The following is a 19,487-nucleotide window of genomic DNA, read 5'->3' as shown; positions in this document are numbered from 1 at the left end:
ATGACCCATCGCATCCGGGCGGCCAGCGCCGACGATCTGCAGCACCTCTATGAAATGGCCAAGCTGACGGGGGGCGGCTTCACCAACCTGCCTCCGGACCGCAAGGCGCTGCGTGCCAAGCTGGAGCGATCCGCCGCGGCCTATGCCAACCTTGAGGAAGGCGATTCCAAAGACAGCAAGGACGAACTGTTCGTGCTGGTGCTGGAAGACACCGCCACAGGCGAAGTGCGCGGCACCGCGCAGATCTTCACGCGCGTTGGTCAGCAGTGGCCGTTCTATTCCTATCGCATGGCCACGCTGACCCAGCACTCCAAGGAGCTGAACCGCACGTTCCGCGCCGAGATGCTCAACCTCGTCACCGACCTCGAAGGATCGAGCGAGGTGGGCGGGCTGTTCCTCCATCCCTCCGAACGCGCCGGCGGTCTGGGGATGCTGCTGGCGCGCAGCCGCTACCTGTTCATCGCGATGCATCGCAGGCGCTTCGGCGACAAGATTCTGGCGGAACTGCGCGGCGTGATCGACGAGCGCGGCGGATCGCCCTTCTGGGACGGGGTGGCCGGGCGCTTCTTTGGCATGAGCTTCCAGGAAGCCGACTATTTTAACGCCATCAACGGCAACCAGTTCATCGCCGACCTGATGCCCAAGCATCCCGTCTATATCGCGATGCTGCCGGAAACCGCGCGCAGCGCGATCGGCCTGCCCCACCCTTCCGGCCGGGCGGCGATGCGGATGCTGGAGGAGGAGGGCTTCGCGTCAGAAGGCTATATCGACATCTTCGACGGCGGCCCGACGATGACCGCGCGCACCGACCGCGTCGAATCGATTGCATCCGCCAGCGAAGCCCCCGTGGCGCACATCCGCGCGCCCGAAAGCACGGGAGGTGCGCGCAAGGCGTTGGTCGCAACCGGGCGGCTGGCCGATTTCCGCTGCTGCTTTGCCGAAGTGGCCGAGACGGGTGACGGGCTGGTGCTCGATCCGATCGCGGCGGCCGGGCTGGGTGTCGGCGTGGGCGACAAGGTCTGGCACGTGCGCCGCTGATCGGGCGGGCAGGCGGAACCGGCGAGACGGCGCGCCGTTGGGTTCAGGAGCTGACGCTTGCCGCACGGCAGGCCCGGAGCGGGTGTCGCCGCGATTTACAGTCACCGCGGCCTTAACCTTCTTCTGGACTGCAATTCCTCATCTGGCACGATGGTTGCGGAAGGGTTCAGGCAGAGAGGGATGCCATGCTCCAGAAGATCGCGCGCCTGTTCATGATCAAGACCCGCTTCGAGGCGTTCGCGATCATCTACGCGCTGGCGCTGGGCGCGGTTGAGCGCGGCCATGTCTATCTGGGGCAGTATCCCGGCTTCGGCGGCAAACTGCTGTTCCTGGCCTGCACCGGCGCCGTCTTCATGGGCGGCGCCAAGATCCTCGACGCGGTGAAGTACGAGCATGCGGCGAAAGCGGACCTGCGCGCAGCGGCCGGCGGCGACACCTGAAAGGTGCCTGCGGCCGGCGGCGCGGCTCGTGCCAGGCCCGATGGTATAGATGTGGGAAGGTGGGACGATTCTGTTGCCCGGCTCGTCCCCAGCCGCTGGTATCCCTTCTGTTGCCCGGTGGGTCCAACCGCGTTCTGGCTTTGTAACTTCGGGGCGTTAGCCCCTAGAATTACGCGGCAAGAGCAAGTGCGTCGTTGTCGTTGGCACTTGTGGGTTTTGAGCCTTTAACGGGTTACTCAGCCCGGACGAAAACAGCGCTTTTCAACACACGTCGATCCTAGTTCGGCCCCATCAACACCCTTGCGACAACAAGGCCCGGCCCATTGGTCCGGTGGTGATGGTGGAGCCGCCGGGTACCGCCCCCGGGTCCGCTGCGTCTATTGTACGCCACAATTTATCGTCATAGCCGGTCGAAACCGGCACGACCCATATAGGCGCTGCGCTTCAAATGAAAAGGGGCGCCGCAACGACGCCCCTTCACACGACCGGACTTGCGACCGGACCTGACGCTCCTTCAGGCGCGGCGGCGCAGTTCGTCGCGGATTTCCGCCAAGAGTTCGACCTCGCTCGGCCCGGCGGGAGCGGCGGGAACTTCTTCCTTGCGCTTTTCCAGCAGGCGGTTGGCCGCCTTGACGATCAGGAAGATAATGAAGGCCACGATCACGAAGTTGACCGCTTGCGTGATGAAATCGCCATAACCGATCATCGGCACGCCCGCCGTCTTCAGTTCGGCATAGCTGGTGGGATCGCCCTTGAACGTCGCCGGGATCGGCCCGAGCCGGACGAAAAAGCGCGTGAAATCGACGCCGCCGGTGATGAAGCCTACCACCGGCATGATGACGCTTTCGGTGAGCGAGGTGATGATCTTGCCGAAGGCGCCGCCGATGATCACGCCGACCGCGAGATCAAGCACATTGCCCCGCGCGATGAACGTCTTGAATTCGTGCATCATGCCCATGACCCGTATTTCCCCTTTAACCATCCTCGAGCGTCTCCTGATTGCCACTCGTCCGCCAACGCGACAAGCGCGATCAGGTGCCGGCCGCGCTGCTCGCGGCTTCGTGACGTTTCGTGTCGCGCCTTGAACCGCCCCACGGCGGCGCTACATTGCCCTTCGCACAGCCGGCGCGCCCGGCGCACGAGAGGACCTTTCAAGCCATGGCCGCTTCCTTCCTTTCCCGACTGACCCGGTTTGCGTTCGTCGCCGCCGCCGCCGCCGGCCTCGCCGGCTGCGGTGTCAACACGATCCCCACGGCCGAGGAAAACGCCAAGGCGAAGTGGGCTGACGTGCAGAACCAGTACCAGCGCCGCTCCGACCTCATCCCCAACCTGGTCGCGACGGTGAAGGGCTATGCCAAGCAGGAGCAAGACACGCTGGTGAAAGTGACCGAGGCGCGCGCCAAGGCCACCAGCATCCAGATTTCGGCGGCCGACGTGACCGACCCGGCCAAGATGGCGCAGTACCAGCAGGCGCAGGGCCAGCTCTCGGCGGGCCTTGGCCGCCTGCTCGCCTCGGTCGAGGCCTATCCCGACCTCAAGTCGAACCAGAACTTCCTTGCGCTGCAGAGCCAGCTTGAAGGCACCGAGAACCGCATCGCGGTCGCCCGGCGCGACTACAACGAGGCGGTGCGCGAATATAACACCACGATCCGCACCTTCCCGGCGATCATCGGCGCCAAGGTGATCTACGGCGCGAAGCCGATGGTCCCGTTCGAAGCGACGACGCCCGGCGCCGACACCGCCCCCGCGGTGAGCTTCGACGGGCCGGCCGCCGCTCCCGCCGCCGCCCCTGCCAACGACAACACGGCGGCACCGGCGAGCAAGGCGGCGGGCGAGTAAGGCGCGCGCGGACGGCGCGCGGGCGATGAAACGCCTTGTCCTTGCGCTGATGGCGGTGCTGGCGTTCGTCGCCGGCCCCGCCTTCGCGCAGACCTTTCCCAAGCTGACCGGCCGCGTGGTCGATGAAGCACACCTGCTGAAGCCCGAGCAGGTGGCCGCGCTCGACGCCAAGCTGGCCGGGCTGGAGCAGCAATCGCAGCGCCAGCTGGTGGTGGTCACGCTGCCCAGCCTCGAAGGCTACGAGATCGAGGACTACGGCTATCGCCTTGGCCGCGCATGGGGCATCGGCGACAAGGGCCGCAACGACGGCGCGCTGCTGATCGTCGCGCCCAATGAACGCAAGGTGCGGATCGAGGTCGGCTATGGCCTGGAAGGCATCCTGACCGACGCACTGTCGAGCGTGATCATCCAGCGCGAGATCGTGCCCCGCTTCAAGCAGGGGGACTATGCCGGCGGGATCGATGCCGCCTCCGACCAGCTGATCGCGCAGCTCAAATTGCCCGATGACGAGGCGCGCAAGGTGGCGCAGGCGGCCCAGACCCAGCAAAGCAAGGCTGCCGAACCGCAGTTCGATTTCGGCACCGTGGTTTTCCTTGTCATCTTCTTCTTTTTCTTCGTGCTGCCGTTCCTGCGCGCGATGCGCGGCGGCGGGCGGCGCTATGGCGGCGGCCCCGGCGTGATGATCTTCCCCACCGGCGGATGGGGCGGCGGTTCGGGCGGCGGCTTTGGCGGTTTCGGCGGCGGAGGCGGCGGTTTTTCGGGTGGCGGCGGCAGCTTCGGCGGCGGCGGCTCTTCGGGAGACTGGTGATGCACGGCCTGACACACGAAGACCGCGCCCGCGTGGCGGCGGCGGTGACCGCGGCGGAAGGCGCGACCGCCGGCGAGATCGTGACGATCGTGACCGCGCGGTCCGACGCCTACCGCGACGTGGCGCTGGCGTGGAGCGCGTTCGTCGCTTTCCTCGCGCTCGCCGCGCTGGAACTGGCGCCGGATTTCTACATCGGGCTGGTCGACCGCATGCTGGGTCTGTGGGCGAGCGAATGGACCCCGCGCGCGGTTCTGGGGCTGGCGCTGAGCGTGGCCATCCTGAAGTTCGCGGCGATGCTGGCGCTGATGGCGTGGACGCCCCTGCGGCTTCTGCTCACGCCCAAGCCGGTCAAGGCGGCACGGGTCCATGCGCGCGCGCTCACCTGCTTCCGTATTGGCGCGCAGAGCCGCACCACCGGGCACACCGGGATCCTGATCTACCTGTCGATGGCCGAGCACCGCGCCGAGATCATCGCGGACGAAGCGATCGCGGCCAAGGTTTCTCCCGAAGTGTGGGGCGATGCCATGCACGCCATGCTGGCGCACTTGCGCGAAGACCGCGTGGCCGAAGGCATGGTCGCTGCCGTGGAGCGCGTGGGCGTGGTGCTTGCCCAGCACTTCCCGCGCGCCGATGATGACATCAACGAATTGCCGGACCGGTTGATCGAAGTATGAGCCTTGAAGAAGAATTCGCGACCCAGCCCGAACAGGTGCGCTGGGAAGGCCGCTTCATCGTCGCCAAGACCCGGGGCCGCTGGGAATATGTCGGCCGCACGCGCAATATCCGCGCGGCGGTGATCCTGGCCATCGACGCGGACGACCACGTGATCCTCGTCGAGCAGTTCCGCGTGCCGTTGGGCAAGCCCTCGATCGAGATGCCCGCCGGCCTGATCGGCGATGTCGAAGGCAGCGAGGACGAGGATGCCGCAGTCGCCGCCGGACGCGAGTTGGAGGAAGAGACCGGCTACCGCGCGGGGCGCATGGAGTCGCTGGGCGAGTTCTATTCCTCGCCGGGGATGGTCACCGAAAGCTTCACGATGTTCCGGGCGCACGATCTGGTGAAAGTGGGTGACGGCGGCGGCACCGAGGGCGAAGGCATCACCGTCCACCGTGTGCCGCTTGCGGGCCTTGACGACTTCCTCGCGGAAAAGCGCGCGGCGGGATATGGGGTCGACGTGCGGATGCTGATGCTGCTCGGCGCCAGGATGCCGGGACTGACATAAGAAACGACCAGAGAGGGTAGAACGATGGGCAGGGTTGAGGGGAAGAAGGCGCTGGTGACCGGCGCGGCGCAGGGTCTTGGCGCGGCGCACGCGTGGACGCTGGCGCGCGAGGGCGCGAAAGTGCTGCTGACCGACATCAACGGCGAAGGCGCCGCCGCGCAGGCCGAAGGCATCAACGCCGAACTGGGCGCGGGCACCGCCTTTGCCATGCGCCACGACGTGACCAGCCCCGAGGACTGGGACGCGGCCATCGCCATGGCGGCGGACAAGCTGGGCGGGCTGTCGGTGCTGGTGAACAATGCCGGCGTGGGCGTGCGCGGCAACATCGAGACGGCAACGCTGGAAGACTGGCGCCGCGGCTTTGCCATCAACGTCGATTCGGTCTTCCTCGGCTGCCAGAAGGCGCTGCCGCTGCTCAAGGAAAACCAGCCGGGCTCGATCGTCAACATCAGCTCGATCGCCGGCCTGATCGCGTCCGACACCATGCCCGGATACAACGCCAGCAAGGCGGCGGTGTGGATGCTGTCGAAGTCGGTCGCGCTCTATTGCGCCAAGCGCGGGTGGGACATCCGCTGCAACTCGGTCCACCCCACGTTCGTCGACACGCCGATCCTGGATGGCATCGCCAGCAACGCCAACCTCGACAAGGACGTGGTCATGGGCAAGCTGGCGCGCCAGATCCCGCTGGGCCGCGTCGGCGAGCCGCAGGACATCGCCAACGGCGTGCTTTACCTCGCCAGCGACGAAAGCCGCTTCATGACCGGGGCCGAACTGAAGCTCGACGGCGGCATTTCCGCGATGTGATGGCGACCGGCGGGGGTTGGCCTGCCCCCGCCCTCCCCTTATGAGCCAGCCCGACAAGGGGAAAGACCACCTATGCCTGCGCCGCTGATCTTGACGTTCTCGTGCGACGACCGACCGGGGATCGTCGCGAAGGTGACCGGGTGCCTGTTCCAGGCCGGCGCCAACATCCTTGAGGCGCAGCAGTTCGACGACATCGAATCCGGCCGCTTCTTCATGCGCGTGGTGTTCGATGCCGAAGCTGGGCTCGACGGGATGCGCGGGGCGATCGCGCCGATGGCGGCGAGCCTGGGCATGGACTGGAACCTGCGCGACACCTCGCAGAACCGGCGCGTGGTGCTGATGGTATCCAAGTTCGACCATTGCCTCGGCGACCTGCTCTACCGCGCGCGGATCGGCGAACTGCCGATGGATATCGTGGGCATCATCGGCAACCACCCGCTGGAGGCGCTCAACGTCTCGCTGTTCGGCGACCTGCCCTATCATCACCTCCCGATCACGAAGGACACCAAGGCGCAGCAGGAAGCGCAGGTGAAGCGCATCGTGACCGAGACCGGGGCCGAACTGGTGGTTCTGGCGCGCTACATGCAGATCCTGTCGGACGACCTGGCCGGCTTCCTCTCGGGCCGCTGCATCAACATCCACCACTCGTTCCTGCCCAGCTTCAAGGGCGCCAAGCCCTATCACCAGGCGCACGCGCGCGGGGTGAAGATGATCGGCGCCACCGCTCACTACGTCACCGCCGATCTCGACGAAGGCCCGATCATCCACCAGGACGTGGAAACCGTGAGCCATGCCGACACGCCCGATGACCTCGTGCGCAAGGGCCGCGACATCGAGCGCCGCGTACTGGCCGAAGCGGTTCGGCTGCACCTGGGCGACCGGGCGCTGCTCAACGGCAGCAAGACGGTGGTCTTCAAAAGCTAAATGCCAGTTGCATAGCCCGCGCGGCGGGGCTTTCCTGTGGCAAAACAGGAGAGGCACGCCATGCACGTCAACGCGCTCGACCACGTCAACATCATCACCGACGACCTTGACGGGACGGCGGCGTTCTATGCTGCGCTGCTGGGGCTGGAGCGGCGCGACGGGCCGCCGCCTTCGCGCCCGGACCAGATCCAGTGGATGTATGACAAGGGACAGCGGCCGATCCTGCACATCAATTCGGCCGACTGCCCGCGCGCCTATGACCGTGAAGTCGTGCCCGGCAACGTGACCGGGGCGATCCATCACGTCGCGCTCAATTGCAGCGGGCGCGATGTGGTGGAGCGCCGGCTGGAGGCGATGGGCCGCGATTACGACCTGCGGCGGATCGATTCGATCGGCATGACCCAGATTTTCACGCTCGATCCCAACGGCGTGCTGCTGGAACTCAACTTCTACGACTGAGCGCGGGTGACGAATGCGGCCCATGCGGATGATGCGGGGTGGTCGCTCGTCTGGGGCGTCCAGTGCCGTTCCATCAGCGCACGCGCGTCCGCCTCGGCCATGCCGCGTTCGCGGTTGAGGCGGTAGAAGAACGCGGAAACGCGCCAGTTCATGATGCAGTGAACGTGGACCGGGCCATCGGGGGCGGCATCCAGCGCGGCACGGAAGGCAGCGAAATGCGCTTCGTCGGGGGCGTCGAAGGGCACCGGAATGTGAGCATAGGCGATGCCGGCGGCGGCGCAGCGCTCGGCTTCATCGGACAGCGCCTCCGGATGATCGGCGAGCGCGAGGTTGATGACCTGAACGACACCTAACGCAGCCAGACGGTCCACATCGGGCGCCTCAAGCCGCCCCGATGTGGTGGTCCGCGCATCGAGCCGGTGCCAGGCGCGGATATCGTCAGGGTCGGTGATCATGCCAGGATCGTGCCCGGCATGACCACCACCCGCAAGGGCGATCAGCCGCCCTGCTTCGCTTCCAGCGCCTTGTCGTCGTTGGCGCGCTTGATCAGGAACTGGCGCACGGCCTCGGCGTCCTCGGGCTTCAGCGCCGACTTGAACGAAACCATGCCGTTTTCATGCAGCACGCCGTCGAGCACGACCGACTTGATCGCCTCGGCCGAACCCAGTGCGCCGGACTTGCGCAGATCGGGCACGAGGCCACCCGCGATCGCGGCGTCGCCGTGGCAGACGGTGCAATAGCGGCCGTAGATCTGCCCGCCCTGCGCCACCTGCGCGGCGGTGCCGGTGAACGGCGGCGGATCGAGCACGGCCTGGTTATCGACCTTCGGCGCGGGCGGAAGCTGGCCCTTGGCGCCCAGCTTGAACACCATCATGCGACTGATGTTGCGATAGGCGCCGCCCTGGTGCGCGAGGATCCCCGCGGACAGATCCCAGACGCCGCCCCAGCCGACGAGCACGGCCACATACTGTTCGCCGTCGATGGCATACGTCATCGGCGGCGCGATCACGCCGCTCTGCGTGGCGAAGGACCACAGCTTCTGGCCCTTGTCCGCGCTGTAGGCGACGAACTGGCCCTGTGCATTGCCCTGGAACACCAGGTTGCCGGCGGTGGAGAGCACGCCGCCGTTCCACGGGGAGGGCATCGGGACGCGCCAGACTTCCTTCTTGGCCGCAACGTCCCACGCCACCAGCGCGCCGGTCGTGGCTGCCTTGGCGGCCGCCCGGCCCGCAGCGGGCAGCGAGGTGACGCTGGAATCGATGGCGAACTGGTAACCGATGTCGGACGGCTTCCAGTCCTTCGCCGCGACATAGCCCTGCGCGGCGATGTTGGTCGGGATGTAGAGCAGGCCGGTCTTGGGGCTGAAGCTCTGTGCGTGCCAGCTGTGCGCGCCGATCGCGCCGGGCAGGCCGACGAACGGCTTGCCGGTCTTTTCGTAGCGCGCTTCGGGATTGATCGTGGCCTTGCCGGTCTTAGGATCGATCCCGGTGGTCCAGTTGACCGCGACCCACGGCGTGGCCGACAGGAACTCGCCCGTCTTCACATCGAGGACGTAGACATGGCCGTTCTTGGGCGCGTGGATCGCCACGTGGCGCTTCTGCCCGCCGATCATGAGATCGGCGATGGTGATCTGCGCGTCGGAATCGAAGTCCCAGCGGTCTTCGGGGGTTTCCTGATAATGCCAGGCGTATTGTCCGGTATCGGCGTTCACCGCCACGACCGAGGAGGTGTAGAGCGCATCGCCGCTGCGGCCGGATGCAGCCGGGTTCCACGGCTCGGCATTGCCGGTGCCGAACAGGACGAGATTGGTTGCCGGATCGTAAGTGATCGAATCCCACACGGTGCCGCCGCCGCCCAGCGACCACCAGTCCCCGCCCCAGGTCTTGGCCGCGGCTTCCATCGCCGCCTTGTTGGCGCCTTCCTTGTCGAACCCGTCGGCCGGGTTCCCGGGAACGGTGTGGAACGTCCACACTTCCGCGCCGGTGTTCGGATCATAGGCGGAAATGTAGCCGCGCGCGCGGTATTCACCGCCGCCGGCGCCGATCACGATGCGGCCCTTCACCACGCGCGGAGCGCCGGTGATGGTGTAGTTCTGCTGATCGGGCACCACGACCTTGGCGAACACTTCCTTGCCGGTCTTGGCGTCGAGGGCGACCAGGCGCCCATCGAGCGTGGCGACATAGACCTTGTCGCCATAGAGCGCGACGCCGCGGTTGACCGCATCGCAGCAGGCGCGGACCAGCGTTTCGCGCGGGACCTTGGGATCGTAGGCCCACTTGAGCGCACCGGTCTTGGCGTCGTAGGCCTTGACCATCGACCAGGCGGTGGAGACGAACAGCGTGCCGTCGTGCATCAGCGGCGTGGCTTCCTGCCCGCGCGCGGTATCGAGATCGGCGGACCAGGCAAGGCCGAGCTGGCCGACGTTCTGGTCGCTCACCTGCGTCAGCGGCGAAAAGCGCTGCTCGCCATAATCACGGCCATAGCTGAGCCATTCGCTGTCGGGCGCCTGCGCGATCAGCGCGTCAGTCACGCCTTCCTTGGTCGGGTTCGCGCCCGCCGCGCCCCCGCTGCCCATCTGGCAGGCGGCGATCGTCAGCGCGATCGCCGAAACCGCGAACGTCGGAATGTACTTCATCCGCATAGAAGACCCTCTCCATCCGTCCGGGATTGCCCCGGATCCTTTCGGTCATGTCGTGTGCCGGGACGTGCCCGGCTTAAGAACCATCAAAGCACGTAATAGTCCCCGGCCGCGCGCACGGTGACTTCGCCGATCGAAACGCCCCACGGCTGGTCCACCGCGTAGAGCACCGCATCGGCGATGTGCTGGGGATCGAGATTGGCGTAATCGATGTTGTCGGGATCGAGCCGCGCCGGGTCGAGCGTGCCGGCGGCCATCGCGGCGAACACCTCGTTCGCCTCGCCCGCGTTGAGGCCGAGGATGCCTGCAAGGCCCGCCATGTTCACCACCGTGCCGCCAAGGCCGGTGCCGCCCACGCCCGTGGGCTTGACCGTCGTCACCTTGATCTTGCCGCGCGCTTCCAGTCGCAGCGATTCCGACAGGATGTTCACCGCCGACTTGGTCGCGCCATAGACTGCCGCGCCCACCGTGGGGAAATTGCCGTAGATCGACGAGACGTTGACCACCTGCCCGCGCCCGGCCGCGATCATCGGATCATAGGCCGCGACCATGCCGTTGAGCACGCCTTTGAAATTGATGTCGATGCAGCGAACCCAGGCGTCATAGGCGGCTTCGTGATCGGCGAAAAAGGCCAGGGGCATCACCCCGGCGTTGTTGACCATCACGTCGATCCCGCCGTGGGCATCGACCGCCGCGCGAACCAGCGCCTTCATCGCTGCAAGGTCCGTCACGTCGGTCGCCACGCCCTGCGCGGTGCCGCCTGCGGCGGAAATCTCGGCCACGGTGGCGGCGAGCGCTTCGGCATTAACATCGCCCAGCGTCACTTTCGCGCCGCGCGCGGCGGCCTTCAGCGCGACAAGCCGGCCGAACCCGCCTCCGGCCCCGGTGATGACGATCGATTTGCCGGCGACGTGGTCTGCCATATATGTCCCTCTCCCGAGCCTTCGCGCCGGACTTTCATTTAACCCATCGATTAAAATGGTTCCACGCTTTGGGCAAGCGGAACCTAGGGCCACGGGCGCGTTGTCAGGCTGGGCCAAGCCGCTATCGTGCCCTGCGGCGGGAACGCGAGGAGGCTGATCCATGTGCGATGAATGGACCGAGAGCGACAACGCGGCGTTCACGGTGAACCGGCGGCAGTTCGCGGCCATCGGCGCCAGCGCGGCGGCCCTGGCGGTGGTGCCGGGCTGCATGGCCGGCCCCGCGCCCGCCAGCAAGGCGATGAAGACCGTGAGCCGGGGCGTTTCGATCGCCACGCCCGACGGCAAGGCGGATGCGTTCTTCGTCCATCCCAAGGCCGGCAAGCACCCGGCCGTGATCCTGTGGCCCGACATCGCGGGCCTGCGGGAAGCCTATCGCACCATGGGCACGCGGCTGGCCGCGGCGGGCTATGCCGTGCTGGTGGTGAACCAGTATTATCGCTCCAGCCCGGCGCCGGTGCTGAAGGACTTTGCCGAGTGGCGCACCCCGGAAGGGCAGGACAAGCTCAAGCCGATGATCGCGGCGATCACCCCGGCGGGCACGGTCCGCGATGCCGCGGCCTTTGTCGGCTGGCTCGACGCGCAGGCGGAAGTGGACACCGCGCGCCGGATCGGCTCGGCCGGCTACTGCATGGGCGGGCCGTTCACCGTGCGCACCGCACTGGCCAATCCCGCGCGCGTCGGCGCGGCGGCCTCGTTCCACGGCGCGAACCTTGTCAACGACACCCCCGACAGCCCGCACGCGCTGCTGGGCAGGACCAGGGCATCGTATCTGTTCGCCATCGCGCAGAACGACGACGCCCGTTCCCCAACCGACAAGGACAAGCTGCGCGAGGCGGCGGCGGCGGCGGGGCGACCGGCGGAGATCGAGGTCTATCCCGCGCAGCATGGCTGGTGCACGATCGACGCGCCGGTCTACGACCAGCCGCAGGCGGAAAAGGCATGGGGCCGGATGCTGGCGCTATTTGCAGGCGCGCTTTGACGGCAGCGCCCTCACCATAGACCAGGCAACGAAAGGCCCCTTCCCCGCAATCCGGGAAAGGGGCCGGTTTCGTCAGGCGACGTGGAACGCCAGCGCGCCGTCGCCTTCGTCCACGGTGACAGTGCTGCCATCCGGAATCTCACCGCCGAGCAGCTTCTCGGCCAGCGGATCCTGGAGGTGGCGCTGCACGGCGCGCTTGAGCGGCCGGGCGCCATACACCGGATCGTAGCCGACGCGGCCCAGCCAGCGCTTGGCGGCCTCGGTCAGGTCGATCGTGATCTTCCTGTCCTTCAGCAGCTTGGCCACGCGTGCCACCTGGATGTCCACGATCGGGGCCATGTGTTCGTGGCCCAGACGGTGGAACAGGATGATCTCGTCCAGACGGTTGAGGAATTCGGGCCGGAAGTGGCTGCGCACCACGTCCATGACCTGCGGTTCGACCGTCTCGACGTCCTGCCCTTCCTCAAGGTTGGCGAGGTACTGGCTGCCGAGGTTCGAGGTGAGGATGATGAGCGTGTTGGTGAAGTCCACCACGCGGCCATGTCCGTCGGTGAGGCGGCCGTCGTCGAGCACCTGAAGGAGCACGTTGAACACGTCGCCGTGCGCCTTCTCCACCTCGTCGAACAGCACCACCTGATAGGGCCGGCGCCGCACGGCCTCGGTCAGCACGCCGCCTTCGTCATAGCCGACATAGCCCGGAGGCGCGCCGATCAGGCGGCTGACCGAGTGCTTCTCCATGAACTCGGACATGTCGATGCGGACCATCGCGCTGTCGTCGTCGAACAGGAAGCCGGCGAGCGCCTTGGTCAGTTCGGTCTTGCCGACGCCCGTGGGGCCGAGGAACAGGAACGAGCCGAGCGGCCGGTTCGGATCCTGCAGGCCGGCGCGCGCGCGGCGCACCGCCTTCGACACGGCCAGGACCGCATCCTTCTGCCCGATCACGCGCTGGCCGATCACGTTCTCCATGTTCAGCAGCTTCTCGCGCTCGCCCTCCATCATCCGGTCGACCGGCACGCCGGTCCACTTGCTGACGACAGCGGCGATGTCCTCGGCGGTCACTTCCTCGCGCAGCATGGCGTTTTCGCTCACGCCCTGCGCTTCGGCCAGTTGCCGTTCGAGTTCCGGAATGCGGCCATAGGCCAGCTCACCCGCCTTGCCGAGATCGCCCTGGCGCTGCGCCTGTTCCAGTTCGACGCGCGCGGCGTCGAGCGCTTCCTTGATCTTGCCTTCGGCGGCGATCTTGTCGCGCTCGTTCTGCCAGCGGGTGGTCAGTTCGGACGACTGCTGTTCGAGGTTGGCGAGATCCTCGCGCAGGTTGGCGAGCCGGTCCTTAGACGCGGTGTCGCTTTCCTTGGCGAGCGCCATTTCCTCGATCTTGAGCTGGATGATCCGCCGGTCGAGGTTCTCGATTTCCTCGGGCTTGCTTTCCACTTCCATGCGGATGCGGCTGGCGGCCTCGTCCATGAGGTCGATCGCCTTGTCGGGCAGGAAGCGGTCCGAGATGTAGCGGTTCGACAGCGTGGCCGCGGCGACGATCGCGTTGTCGGCGATGCGGACGCCGTGGTGGACCTCGTACTTCTCCTTGATCCCGCGCAGGATCGAGATGGTGTCCTCCACTGTCGGCTCGCCCACGAACACGGGCTGGAAGCGCCGCTGAAGGGCGGGGTCCTTCTCGACATACTTCTGGTATTCATCGAGCGTGGTCGCGCCGATGCAGTGCAGTTCGCCGCGCGCGAGCGCGGGCTTGAGCAGGTTCGAGGCGTCCATCGCGCCCTCGCCCTTGCCCGCACCGATCAGGGTGTGCATCTCGTCGATGAACAGGATGATCTCGCCTTCGGCGCCCTTCACTTCGTCGAGCACGGCCTTGAGCCGTTCCTCGAACTCGCCGCGATACTTGGCGCCCGCGATCAGGCTGCCCATGTCGAGCGCCATCAGGCGGCGGTCCTTGAGGCTGTCGGGCACGTCGCCATTGGCGATGCGCAGCGCCAGGCCTTCCGCGATCGCAGTCTTGCCCACGCCGGGTTCGCCGATCAGCGCCGGGTTGTTCTTGGTGCGGCGGGCAAGGATCTGCACGGTGCGGCGGATTTCCTCGTCGCGGCCGATCACCGGGTCGAGCTTGCCGTCGCGCGCGGCCTCGGTCAGGTCGCGGGCATACTTCTTCATCGCCTCATAGGCGTTCTCGGCCCCCGCGCTGTCCGCCGTACGTCCGCCGCGCAGCGCGGTGATCGCGGCTTCGAGTGCCTGCGGAGTGACATTGGCCGCCTTGAGTGCCTGGCCAGCGGTGGTGGTCGTGGCGAGCGTCAGCGCGACGAGCATCCGCTCGACGGTGACGAAGCTATCGCCGCTCTTGGTCGCGACCTGTTCGGCCTGGTCGAGCACGCGCACCGCATCGTTGTCGAGGCCGGGCGTCTGCTGCGCGCCGCCGCCCGACACCGCGGGGATCTTCGCCAGCGCCTTGTCCACTTCGGACTGGGCAAAGGCCGCATTGCCGCCGGCACGCTGGATCAGGCCCGAGGCCATGCCTTCGCCGTCCTCCAGCAGTGCCTTCAGAATATGGTCAGGGGTGATCCGCTGGTGGTTCATGCGGATTGCAACGGTCTGGGCCGCCTGGAGGAAGCCCTTGGCGCGATCGGTAAACTTTTCGAGGTTCATGGCTGGTTCGTGTCCTCCTGCTGGCCCCGAAGATAGTGTTGCCATTTGGCAACACAAGGACATGAGTCAAATTTGGGCCTGCCGGGCGTGAAGCACAATGGTCTTGGTCGAATATTGCCGATGCTACATTGGTTTTGCACGCGGCTGTGGTTAGCATCGAAACCATGCGCCGCTTCCCCGCCCGTTCGCTCGTCGCCCCCTCGCTCCTCGTCCTGTCGCTCGCCGCGTGTGCCGGACAGGTTTCTCGTCCCGCGTCGGCCACCGCCCCCGCGGCGCAAGTCGAGCCTGCGCCAGAGGCAAGGCCCGCACCGCTGTCCGCGCTGGTCGATGCCGTGAACATTCCCTACGAGCGCTTCACCCTGCCCAACGGGCTGACCGTGCTGGTCAACACCGACCGCAAGGCGCCAGTGGTGGCGGTGGCGGTATGGTACGGAGTCGGCTCCAAGCACGAACCGCGCGGCAAGACCGGGTTTGCCCACCTGTTCGAGCACCTGATGTTCTATGGCACGCCGCACGTACCGGGCGACTTCTTCCAGCCGCTGACGCAGGCGGGCGCGACCGACATGAACGGCACGACCTGGCTCGACCGGACCAACTATTTCGAGACGGTGCCCACCGGCGCACTCGACCGCGCGCTGATGATGGAAAGCGACCGCATGGGCTATCTGCTGGGCGCGATGACGCAGAAGCGGCTCGATGCCCAGCGCGCCGTTGTCCAGAACGAGAAGCGCCAGCGCGACAACCAGCCTTACGGTCTGGTCGAATACGAACAGCTGGAAGCGCTCTATCCCGCGGGCCACCCCTATCGCCACTCCACCATCGGCTCGATGGCCGATCTCGACGCCGCCTCGCTCGCGGACGTGAAGGCGTGGTTCCGCGATCACTATGGCCCCAACAACGCCATCCTCGTGCTGTCGGGCGATATCGACCTTGCCACTGCGAAGGAAAAGGCAGCCAAGTGGTTCGCTCCGATCCCCGCAGGGCCGAAGGTGGAGCCGGTGGCCGTGCCCGTCCCCACGCTGGGCGCGCCGCTGACGAAAACGATCCGCGATTCGGTGGCGACGACGCGGATCTACCGGATGTGGGCGATCCCCGGATACGACAACCCCGATTACCTGCCGCTCCAGGTGAGCGCGGTGGTGCTGGGCGGACTGGCCAGCTCGCGGCTGGACGATGCACTGGTGCGGCAGAAGCAACTGGCCGTCTCGGTCACCGCCAGCGGCGACGTTTTCGCTCAGGGCGGGCAGTTCGTGGCGCAGGTCGATGTGAAGCCCGGCGCCGATCCGGCAGCCGCAGCCGCAGCGCTCGACGCCGAAATCACGCGTCTGGCGGCGGACGGACCAACAGCGGACGAACTGACCCGCGCGCTGACGGTGATCGCCAGCGGACAGATCCGCGCACTGGAATCGGTGGGCGGCGATAGCGGCAAGACGCAGGCGCTGGCCGAAGGACTGCTGTTTTCCGGCGATCCGGAACGGACCAAGGCCGAACTCGCGCGCGCGGCCACGCTCACCCCGGACGACGTACGTGCGGCGACGCGCACATGGCTGACGCGCCCCGCCTTCGCGCTGACAGTGGAACCCGGTGCCCGCACCGAGGGCGGCGAGCAGCGCGGAGGCGACGGGCTTGGCCCCTTGCCCAAGGCCCGCGCCGCTCGCGCTGCCCCCGCCGCCCGGACGGCGCTGGCCTTCGCCGACCCGGCCGACCGCAGCAAGCTGCCGGCCGTGGGCGAGGTGACCGCGCTCGATTTCCCGGCCATCGAGCGGGCCACCCTGTCCAACGGGATGAAAGTCTATTTCGCGCGGCGCGCGGCGGTGCCCGCAGTGTCGGTGCGGGTCAGCTTCGATGCCGGCTATGCCGCCGATCCCAAGGATGCGCTGGGCACCGGCGCGCTGCTGCTGCAACTGATGGACGAGGGAACGACCACCCGCGATTCGACCGAACTGGCGCGGGCGCGCGAGCGGCTGGGCGCACAGATCAATGGCTTCGCCACGGCTGACGCCACCTCGTTCCAGCTTGATGCGATGGCGCCCAACCTTGCGCCCTCGCTCGATCTTCTGGCCGACTACGTGCGCCGCCCGGCGCTGGCGCCGGCAGAACTGGAACGCGTGCGCGCGCAGCAGCTCGCGGCAATCTCGGCCGAAACCAGCGACCCGCAGTCGCTCGCCTCGCGCACGCTCTACCCCGTGCTCTATGGCCCCGCGCATCCTTACGGCATCGCGCCTTCGGGCAGGGGCGAGGCGGGCGTGGTCGCGCGGCTGACGCAGGCCGACCTGGCTGCGTTCCACCGCCGCTGGCTGCGCCCGGACAAGGCGCGGGTCTTCATCGTCGGCGATACCACCCTGAGCGATGTGACCCGCCTGCTCGAACGCAGCTTTGGCGACTGGCAGGCCCCCGCAGAACCCGCACCGGCCAAGGACTTTTCCGCCCCGATCCCCGCCCCGCGTCCGCGCATCCTGCTGATCGACCGGCCGGGCGTGCCGCAGTCGATGATCATGGCGGGCGAACCGATCGCGGCGAAAGGCACCGACGACCTGGTGGCGCTGCGTTCCGCCAACGACGTGTTCGGCGGCGATTTCCTGAGCCGGCTCAACACCAACCTGCGCGAGACCAAGGGCTGGACCTATGGCACGTCGAGCGGCCTGAACGACCGGCTGGACCGACTGGCCTACTTGATGGTCGCGCCGGTACAGGCCGACAAGACCGGCCCCGCCATCGCCGAGATGCGGCGCGAGCTGACCGAATACGTCACCACCAAGGGCGCGCGGCCGGACGAACTCGCCTGGTCCACATCGGGCAGCGCGCGCGAATTGCCGGGGATGTTCGAGACATCGGGCGCGGTGCTCGATGCGGTGGCCAAGATCGTCACGTATGGCCGGCCCGACAACTTCTACCAGACCCTGCCCGAACGCTACCGCACGATGACCCCCGCCGACCTCGACGCCGCGATCCGCGCCAAGGTCGATCCCCGCGCGCTGACGTGGGTGGTGGTGGGAGACGCCAGGACAGTGCGCCCGCAACTGGAAGGGCTGGGACTGCCGGTCGAGGTGGTCGCCCCCGCCGCGGCGAAGTGACGGCCTGAAACGAAAAAGCCCCGCGCTTCCATCGGGAGCGCGGGGCCTTGTTTCGGTCCAGCCGAACGGGTCAGGCCAGCTTGGCCTTCAGCACTTCGTTCACCAGCTGCGGGTTGCCCTTGCCCTGCATGGCCTTCATCGTCTGGCCCACGAAGAAGCCGAATAGCGCTTCCTTGCCGCCCTTGTACTGGGCAACCTTGTCCGCATTGGCCGCCAGCACCGCGTCCACCGCGGCTTCGATCGCGCCGGTGTCGCTGGTCTGCGTAAGGCCTTCGCGCTCGACGATGACGCCCGCCGCATCGCCGGTTTCCAGCATCTTTTCGAGCACCTGCTTGGCAGCCGAGCCCGAAATCGTGCCGTTGCCGATCAGCGCCAGCAGTTCGCCGCCGGCCTCGGGACCGACGGGCGAATTGTCCAGCCCCTTGCCCAGCTTGTTGAGCGCGCCGAACAGTTCCGAAATCAGCCAGTTCGCGGCCTGCTTGGCCACGGCGGCCTCGTCCTTGCCCTGCGCCCTGGCGGCTTCGGCGAGCAGCTTTTCAAACCAGCGCGCGGTTTCGACATCGGCGGTGAGCACGCCCGCGTTGTAGGCCGACAGGCCCAGCACGGTTTCATAACGGTGGCGCTTGGCGTCGGGCAGTTCGGGCAGGCTGGCGCGGCATTCTTCGAGGAACGCGTCGTCCAGTTCCAGCGGCAGCAGGTCCGGATCGGGGAAGTAGCGATAATCGTGCGCGTCTTCCTTGCTGCGCATCGAACGAGTCTCGTTGCGATCGGGATCGTAGAGGCGCGTTTCCTGCACGATCGTGCCGCCGTCCTCGATCACGCCGACCTGGCGCTTCGCTTCCTGTTCGACCACGGCCATCACGAAGCGCACCGAATTGACGTTCTTCGTCTCGGTGCGGGTGCCGAACGGCTCGCCGGGGCGACGGACCGACACATTGACGTCGGCGCGCATGGAACCCTGGTCCATGTTGCCATCGCACGAGCCGACATAGCGGACGATGGTGCGCAGCTTGGACAGATAGGCGCCGGCCTCGGCCGGGCTGCGCATATCGGGGCGGCTGACGATTTCCATCAGCGCCACGCCCGAGCGGTTGAGATCGACGTAGGACATCGTCGGATGCTGGTCGTGCATCAGCTTGCCCGCGTCCTGCTCCACGTGGATGCGCTCGATGCCGATGGTCTTGGTGCTCTCGGGGTTCTTGTCGTCGAGCTGGATCTCGAGGCTGCCTTCACCCACCAGCGGGTGGTAGAGCTGGCTGATCTGGTAGCCCTGCGGCAAGTCCGCGTAGAAGTAGTTCTTGCGGTCGAAGCGCGACCACTTATTGATCTGCGCATTGATCGCCATGCCGGTGCGCACCGCCTGGCGGATGCACTCGCGGTTGGGAACGGGCAGCATGCCCGGCATTGCCGCGTCCACCAGACTCACTTGCGCGTTCGGCTCTGCCCCGAACGCGGTCGCCGCGCCCGAAAAAAGCTTCGCGTTGGAAGTGACCTGCGCGTGGACTTCGAGGCCGATCACGACCTCCCATTCGCCGGTGGCGCCCTGGATACGATATTCGCTCATGCCGCAGCCGATAAGGCCGGAGCGCGCGCGTGAAAAGGGATAACTGGCGCGGGCGCGCAACCG

Annotated in this window: 17 protein-coding genes and 1 other RNA gene; 11 read left to right on the top strand and 7 right to left on the bottom strand. The window is 67.1% G+C overall.

From position 1 onward, the window contains the following. Both OLX02_RS14280 and OLX02_RS14275 read left to right on the top strand, forming a co-directional pair. Positions 1-1,038: an arginine N-succinyltransferase gene (locus OLX02_RS14280; protein ID WP_264423883.1), complete on the top strand. Its 1,038-nt coding sequence runs from the start codon at positions 1-3 to the stop codon at positions 1,036-1,038. Between the two features lie 185 nt (positions 1,039-1,223). Next, a complete protein-coding gene (locus OLX02_RS14275; RefSeq protein WP_264423881.1) occupies positions 1,224-1,478 on the top strand; it encodes a hypothetical protein in 255 nt (84 codons plus the stop codon). A gap of 58 nt (positions 1,479-1,536) precedes the next feature. Here the strand turns inward: OLX02_RS14275 and ssrA are convergent. Both ssrA and mscL read right to left on the bottom strand, forming a co-directional pair. Further along, positions 1,537-1,937, bottom strand: a transfer-messenger RNA (tmRNA) gene (gene ssrA, locus OLX02_RS14270). Positions 1,938-1,992: 55 nt separating this feature from the next. Then, positions 1,993-2,430, bottom strand: coding sequence for a large conductance mechanosensitive channel protein MscL (gene mscL, locus OLX02_RS14265; RefSeq protein WP_264424016.1), 438 nt, complete (start codon positions 2,428-2,430; stop codon positions 1,993-1,995). Positions 2,431-2,636: 206 nt separating this feature from the next. On the opposite strand from mscL, the gene OLX02_RS14260 reads away from it, so the two are divergent. The 7 genes from OLX02_RS14260 to OLX02_RS14230 all read left to right on the top strand — a co-directional run bounded on the left by OLX02_RS14260 (position 2,637) and on the right by OLX02_RS14230 (position 7,534). Continuing rightward, the gene (locus OLX02_RS14260; RefSeq protein WP_264423879.1) at positions 2,637-3,317 is read left to right on the top strand and encodes a LemA family protein; all 681 of its coding nucleotides are present in this window, start codon (positions 2,637-2,639) and stop codon (positions 3,315-3,317) included. A gap of 25 nt (positions 3,318-3,342) precedes the next feature. Further along, the gene (locus OLX02_RS14255; protein WP_264423877.1) at positions 3,343-4,125 is read left to right on the top strand and encodes a TPM domain-containing protein; all 783 of its coding nucleotides are present in this window, start codon (positions 3,343-3,345) and stop codon (positions 4,123-4,125) included. Then, a complete protein-coding gene (locus OLX02_RS14250) occupies positions 4,125-4,799 on the top strand; it encodes a TPM domain-containing protein (protein ID WP_264423875.1) in 675 nt (224 codons plus the stop codon). Before OLX02_RS14255 ends, OLX02_RS14250 begins: the two co-directional genes overlap by 1 nt. Beyond that, positions 4,796-5,347 carry an NUDIX hydrolase gene (locus tag OLX02_RS14245; protein WP_264423873.1) on the top strand — a complete coding sequence of 184 codons (552 nt, stop codon included), beginning with the start codon at positions 4,796-4,798 and terminating at the stop codon, positions 5,345-5,347. Before OLX02_RS14250 ends, OLX02_RS14245 begins: the two co-directional genes overlap by 4 nt. A 24-nt stretch (positions 5,348-5,371) precedes the next feature. Beyond that, on the top strand, positions 5,372-6,151 hold the full coding sequence (locus tag OLX02_RS14240; RefSeq protein WP_264423871.1) for an SDR family oxidoreductase: 780 nt from the start codon (positions 5,372-5,374) through the stop codon (positions 6,149-6,151). A gap of 72 nt (positions 6,152-6,223) precedes the next feature. Beyond that, positions 6,224-7,075, top strand: a complete 852-nt coding sequence (purU, locus tag OLX02_RS14235) for a formyltetrahydrofolate deformylase (protein ID WP_264423869.1) — start codon at positions 6,224-6,226, stop codon at positions 7,073-7,075. 60 nt (positions 7,076-7,135) lie between these two features. After that, a complete protein-coding gene (locus OLX02_RS14230) occupies positions 7,136-7,534 on the top strand; it encodes a VOC family protein (RefSeq protein ID WP_264423867.1) in 399 nt (132 codons plus the stop codon). Here OLX02_RS14230 and OLX02_RS14225 read toward each other — a convergent pair. The 3 genes from OLX02_RS14225 to OLX02_RS14215 all read right to left on the bottom strand — a co-directional run bounded on the left by OLX02_RS14225 (position 7,525) and on the right by OLX02_RS14215 (position 11,095). Next, a complete protein-coding gene (locus OLX02_RS14225) occupies positions 7,525-7,989 on the bottom strand; it encodes a beta-lactamase hydrolase domain-containing protein (RefSeq protein WP_264423865.1) in 465 nt (154 codons plus the stop codon). The genes OLX02_RS14230 and OLX02_RS14225 overlap by 10 nt on opposite strands. A 41-nt stretch (positions 7,990-8,030) precedes the next feature. Beyond that, a complete protein-coding gene (locus OLX02_RS14220; RefSeq protein ID WP_264423863.1) occupies positions 8,031-10,175 on the bottom strand; it encodes a PQQ-dependent dehydrogenase, methanol/ethanol family in 2,145 nt (714 codons plus the stop codon). Positions 10,176-10,258: 83 nt separating this feature from the next. After that, positions 10,259-11,095: an SDR family oxidoreductase gene (locus OLX02_RS14215; protein WP_264423861.1), complete on the bottom strand. Its 837-nt coding sequence runs from the start codon at positions 11,093-11,095 to the stop codon at positions 10,259-10,261. Positions 11,096-11,255: 160 nt separating this feature from the next. Here OLX02_RS14215 and OLX02_RS14210 point away from each other — a divergent pair, with 160 nt between their 5' ends. Then, positions 11,256-12,134 (top strand): dienelactone hydrolase family protein, encoded by an 879-nt coding sequence (locus OLX02_RS14210; protein ID WP_264423859.1) that lies wholly within the window; start codon positions 11,256-11,258, stop codon positions 12,132-12,134. A gap of 72 nt (positions 12,135-12,206) precedes the next feature. On the opposite strand, the gene clpB is transcribed toward OLX02_RS14210, so the two are convergent. After that, positions 12,207-14,786, bottom strand: a complete 2,580-nt coding sequence (clpB, locus tag OLX02_RS14205) for an ATP-dependent chaperone ClpB (RefSeq protein WP_264423858.1) — start codon at positions 14,784-14,786, stop codon at positions 12,207-12,209. Between the two features lie 164 nt (positions 14,787-14,950). Here clpB and OLX02_RS14200 point away from each other — a divergent pair, with 164 nt between their 5' ends. Further along, entirely contained in the window at positions 14,951-17,860 is a 2,910-nt protein-coding gene (locus OLX02_RS14200; protein ID WP_264423857.1) for a M16 family metallopeptidase, read from the top strand. A gap of 70 nt (positions 17,861-17,930) precedes the next feature. On the opposite strand, the gene gatB is transcribed toward OLX02_RS14200, so the two are convergent. After that, the gene (gene gatB / locus OLX02_RS14195) at positions 17,931-19,424 is read right to left on the bottom strand and encodes an Asp-tRNA(Asn)/Glu-tRNA(Gln) amidotransferase subunit GatB (protein ID WP_264423856.1); all 1,494 of its coding nucleotides are present in this window, start codon (positions 19,422-19,424) and stop codon (positions 17,931-17,933) included. Between the last annotated feature and the right edge of the window lie 63 nt (positions 19,425-19,487).

This window comes from Novosphingobium sp. KCTC 2891, from assembly GCF_025938155.1.
In the GTDB taxonomy this organism is placed as follows: Bacteria; Pseudomonadota; Alphaproteobacteria; order Sphingomonadales; family Sphingomonadaceae; genus Novosphingobium.
This window is presented reverse-complemented; position numbering and strand designations above follow the sequence as displayed.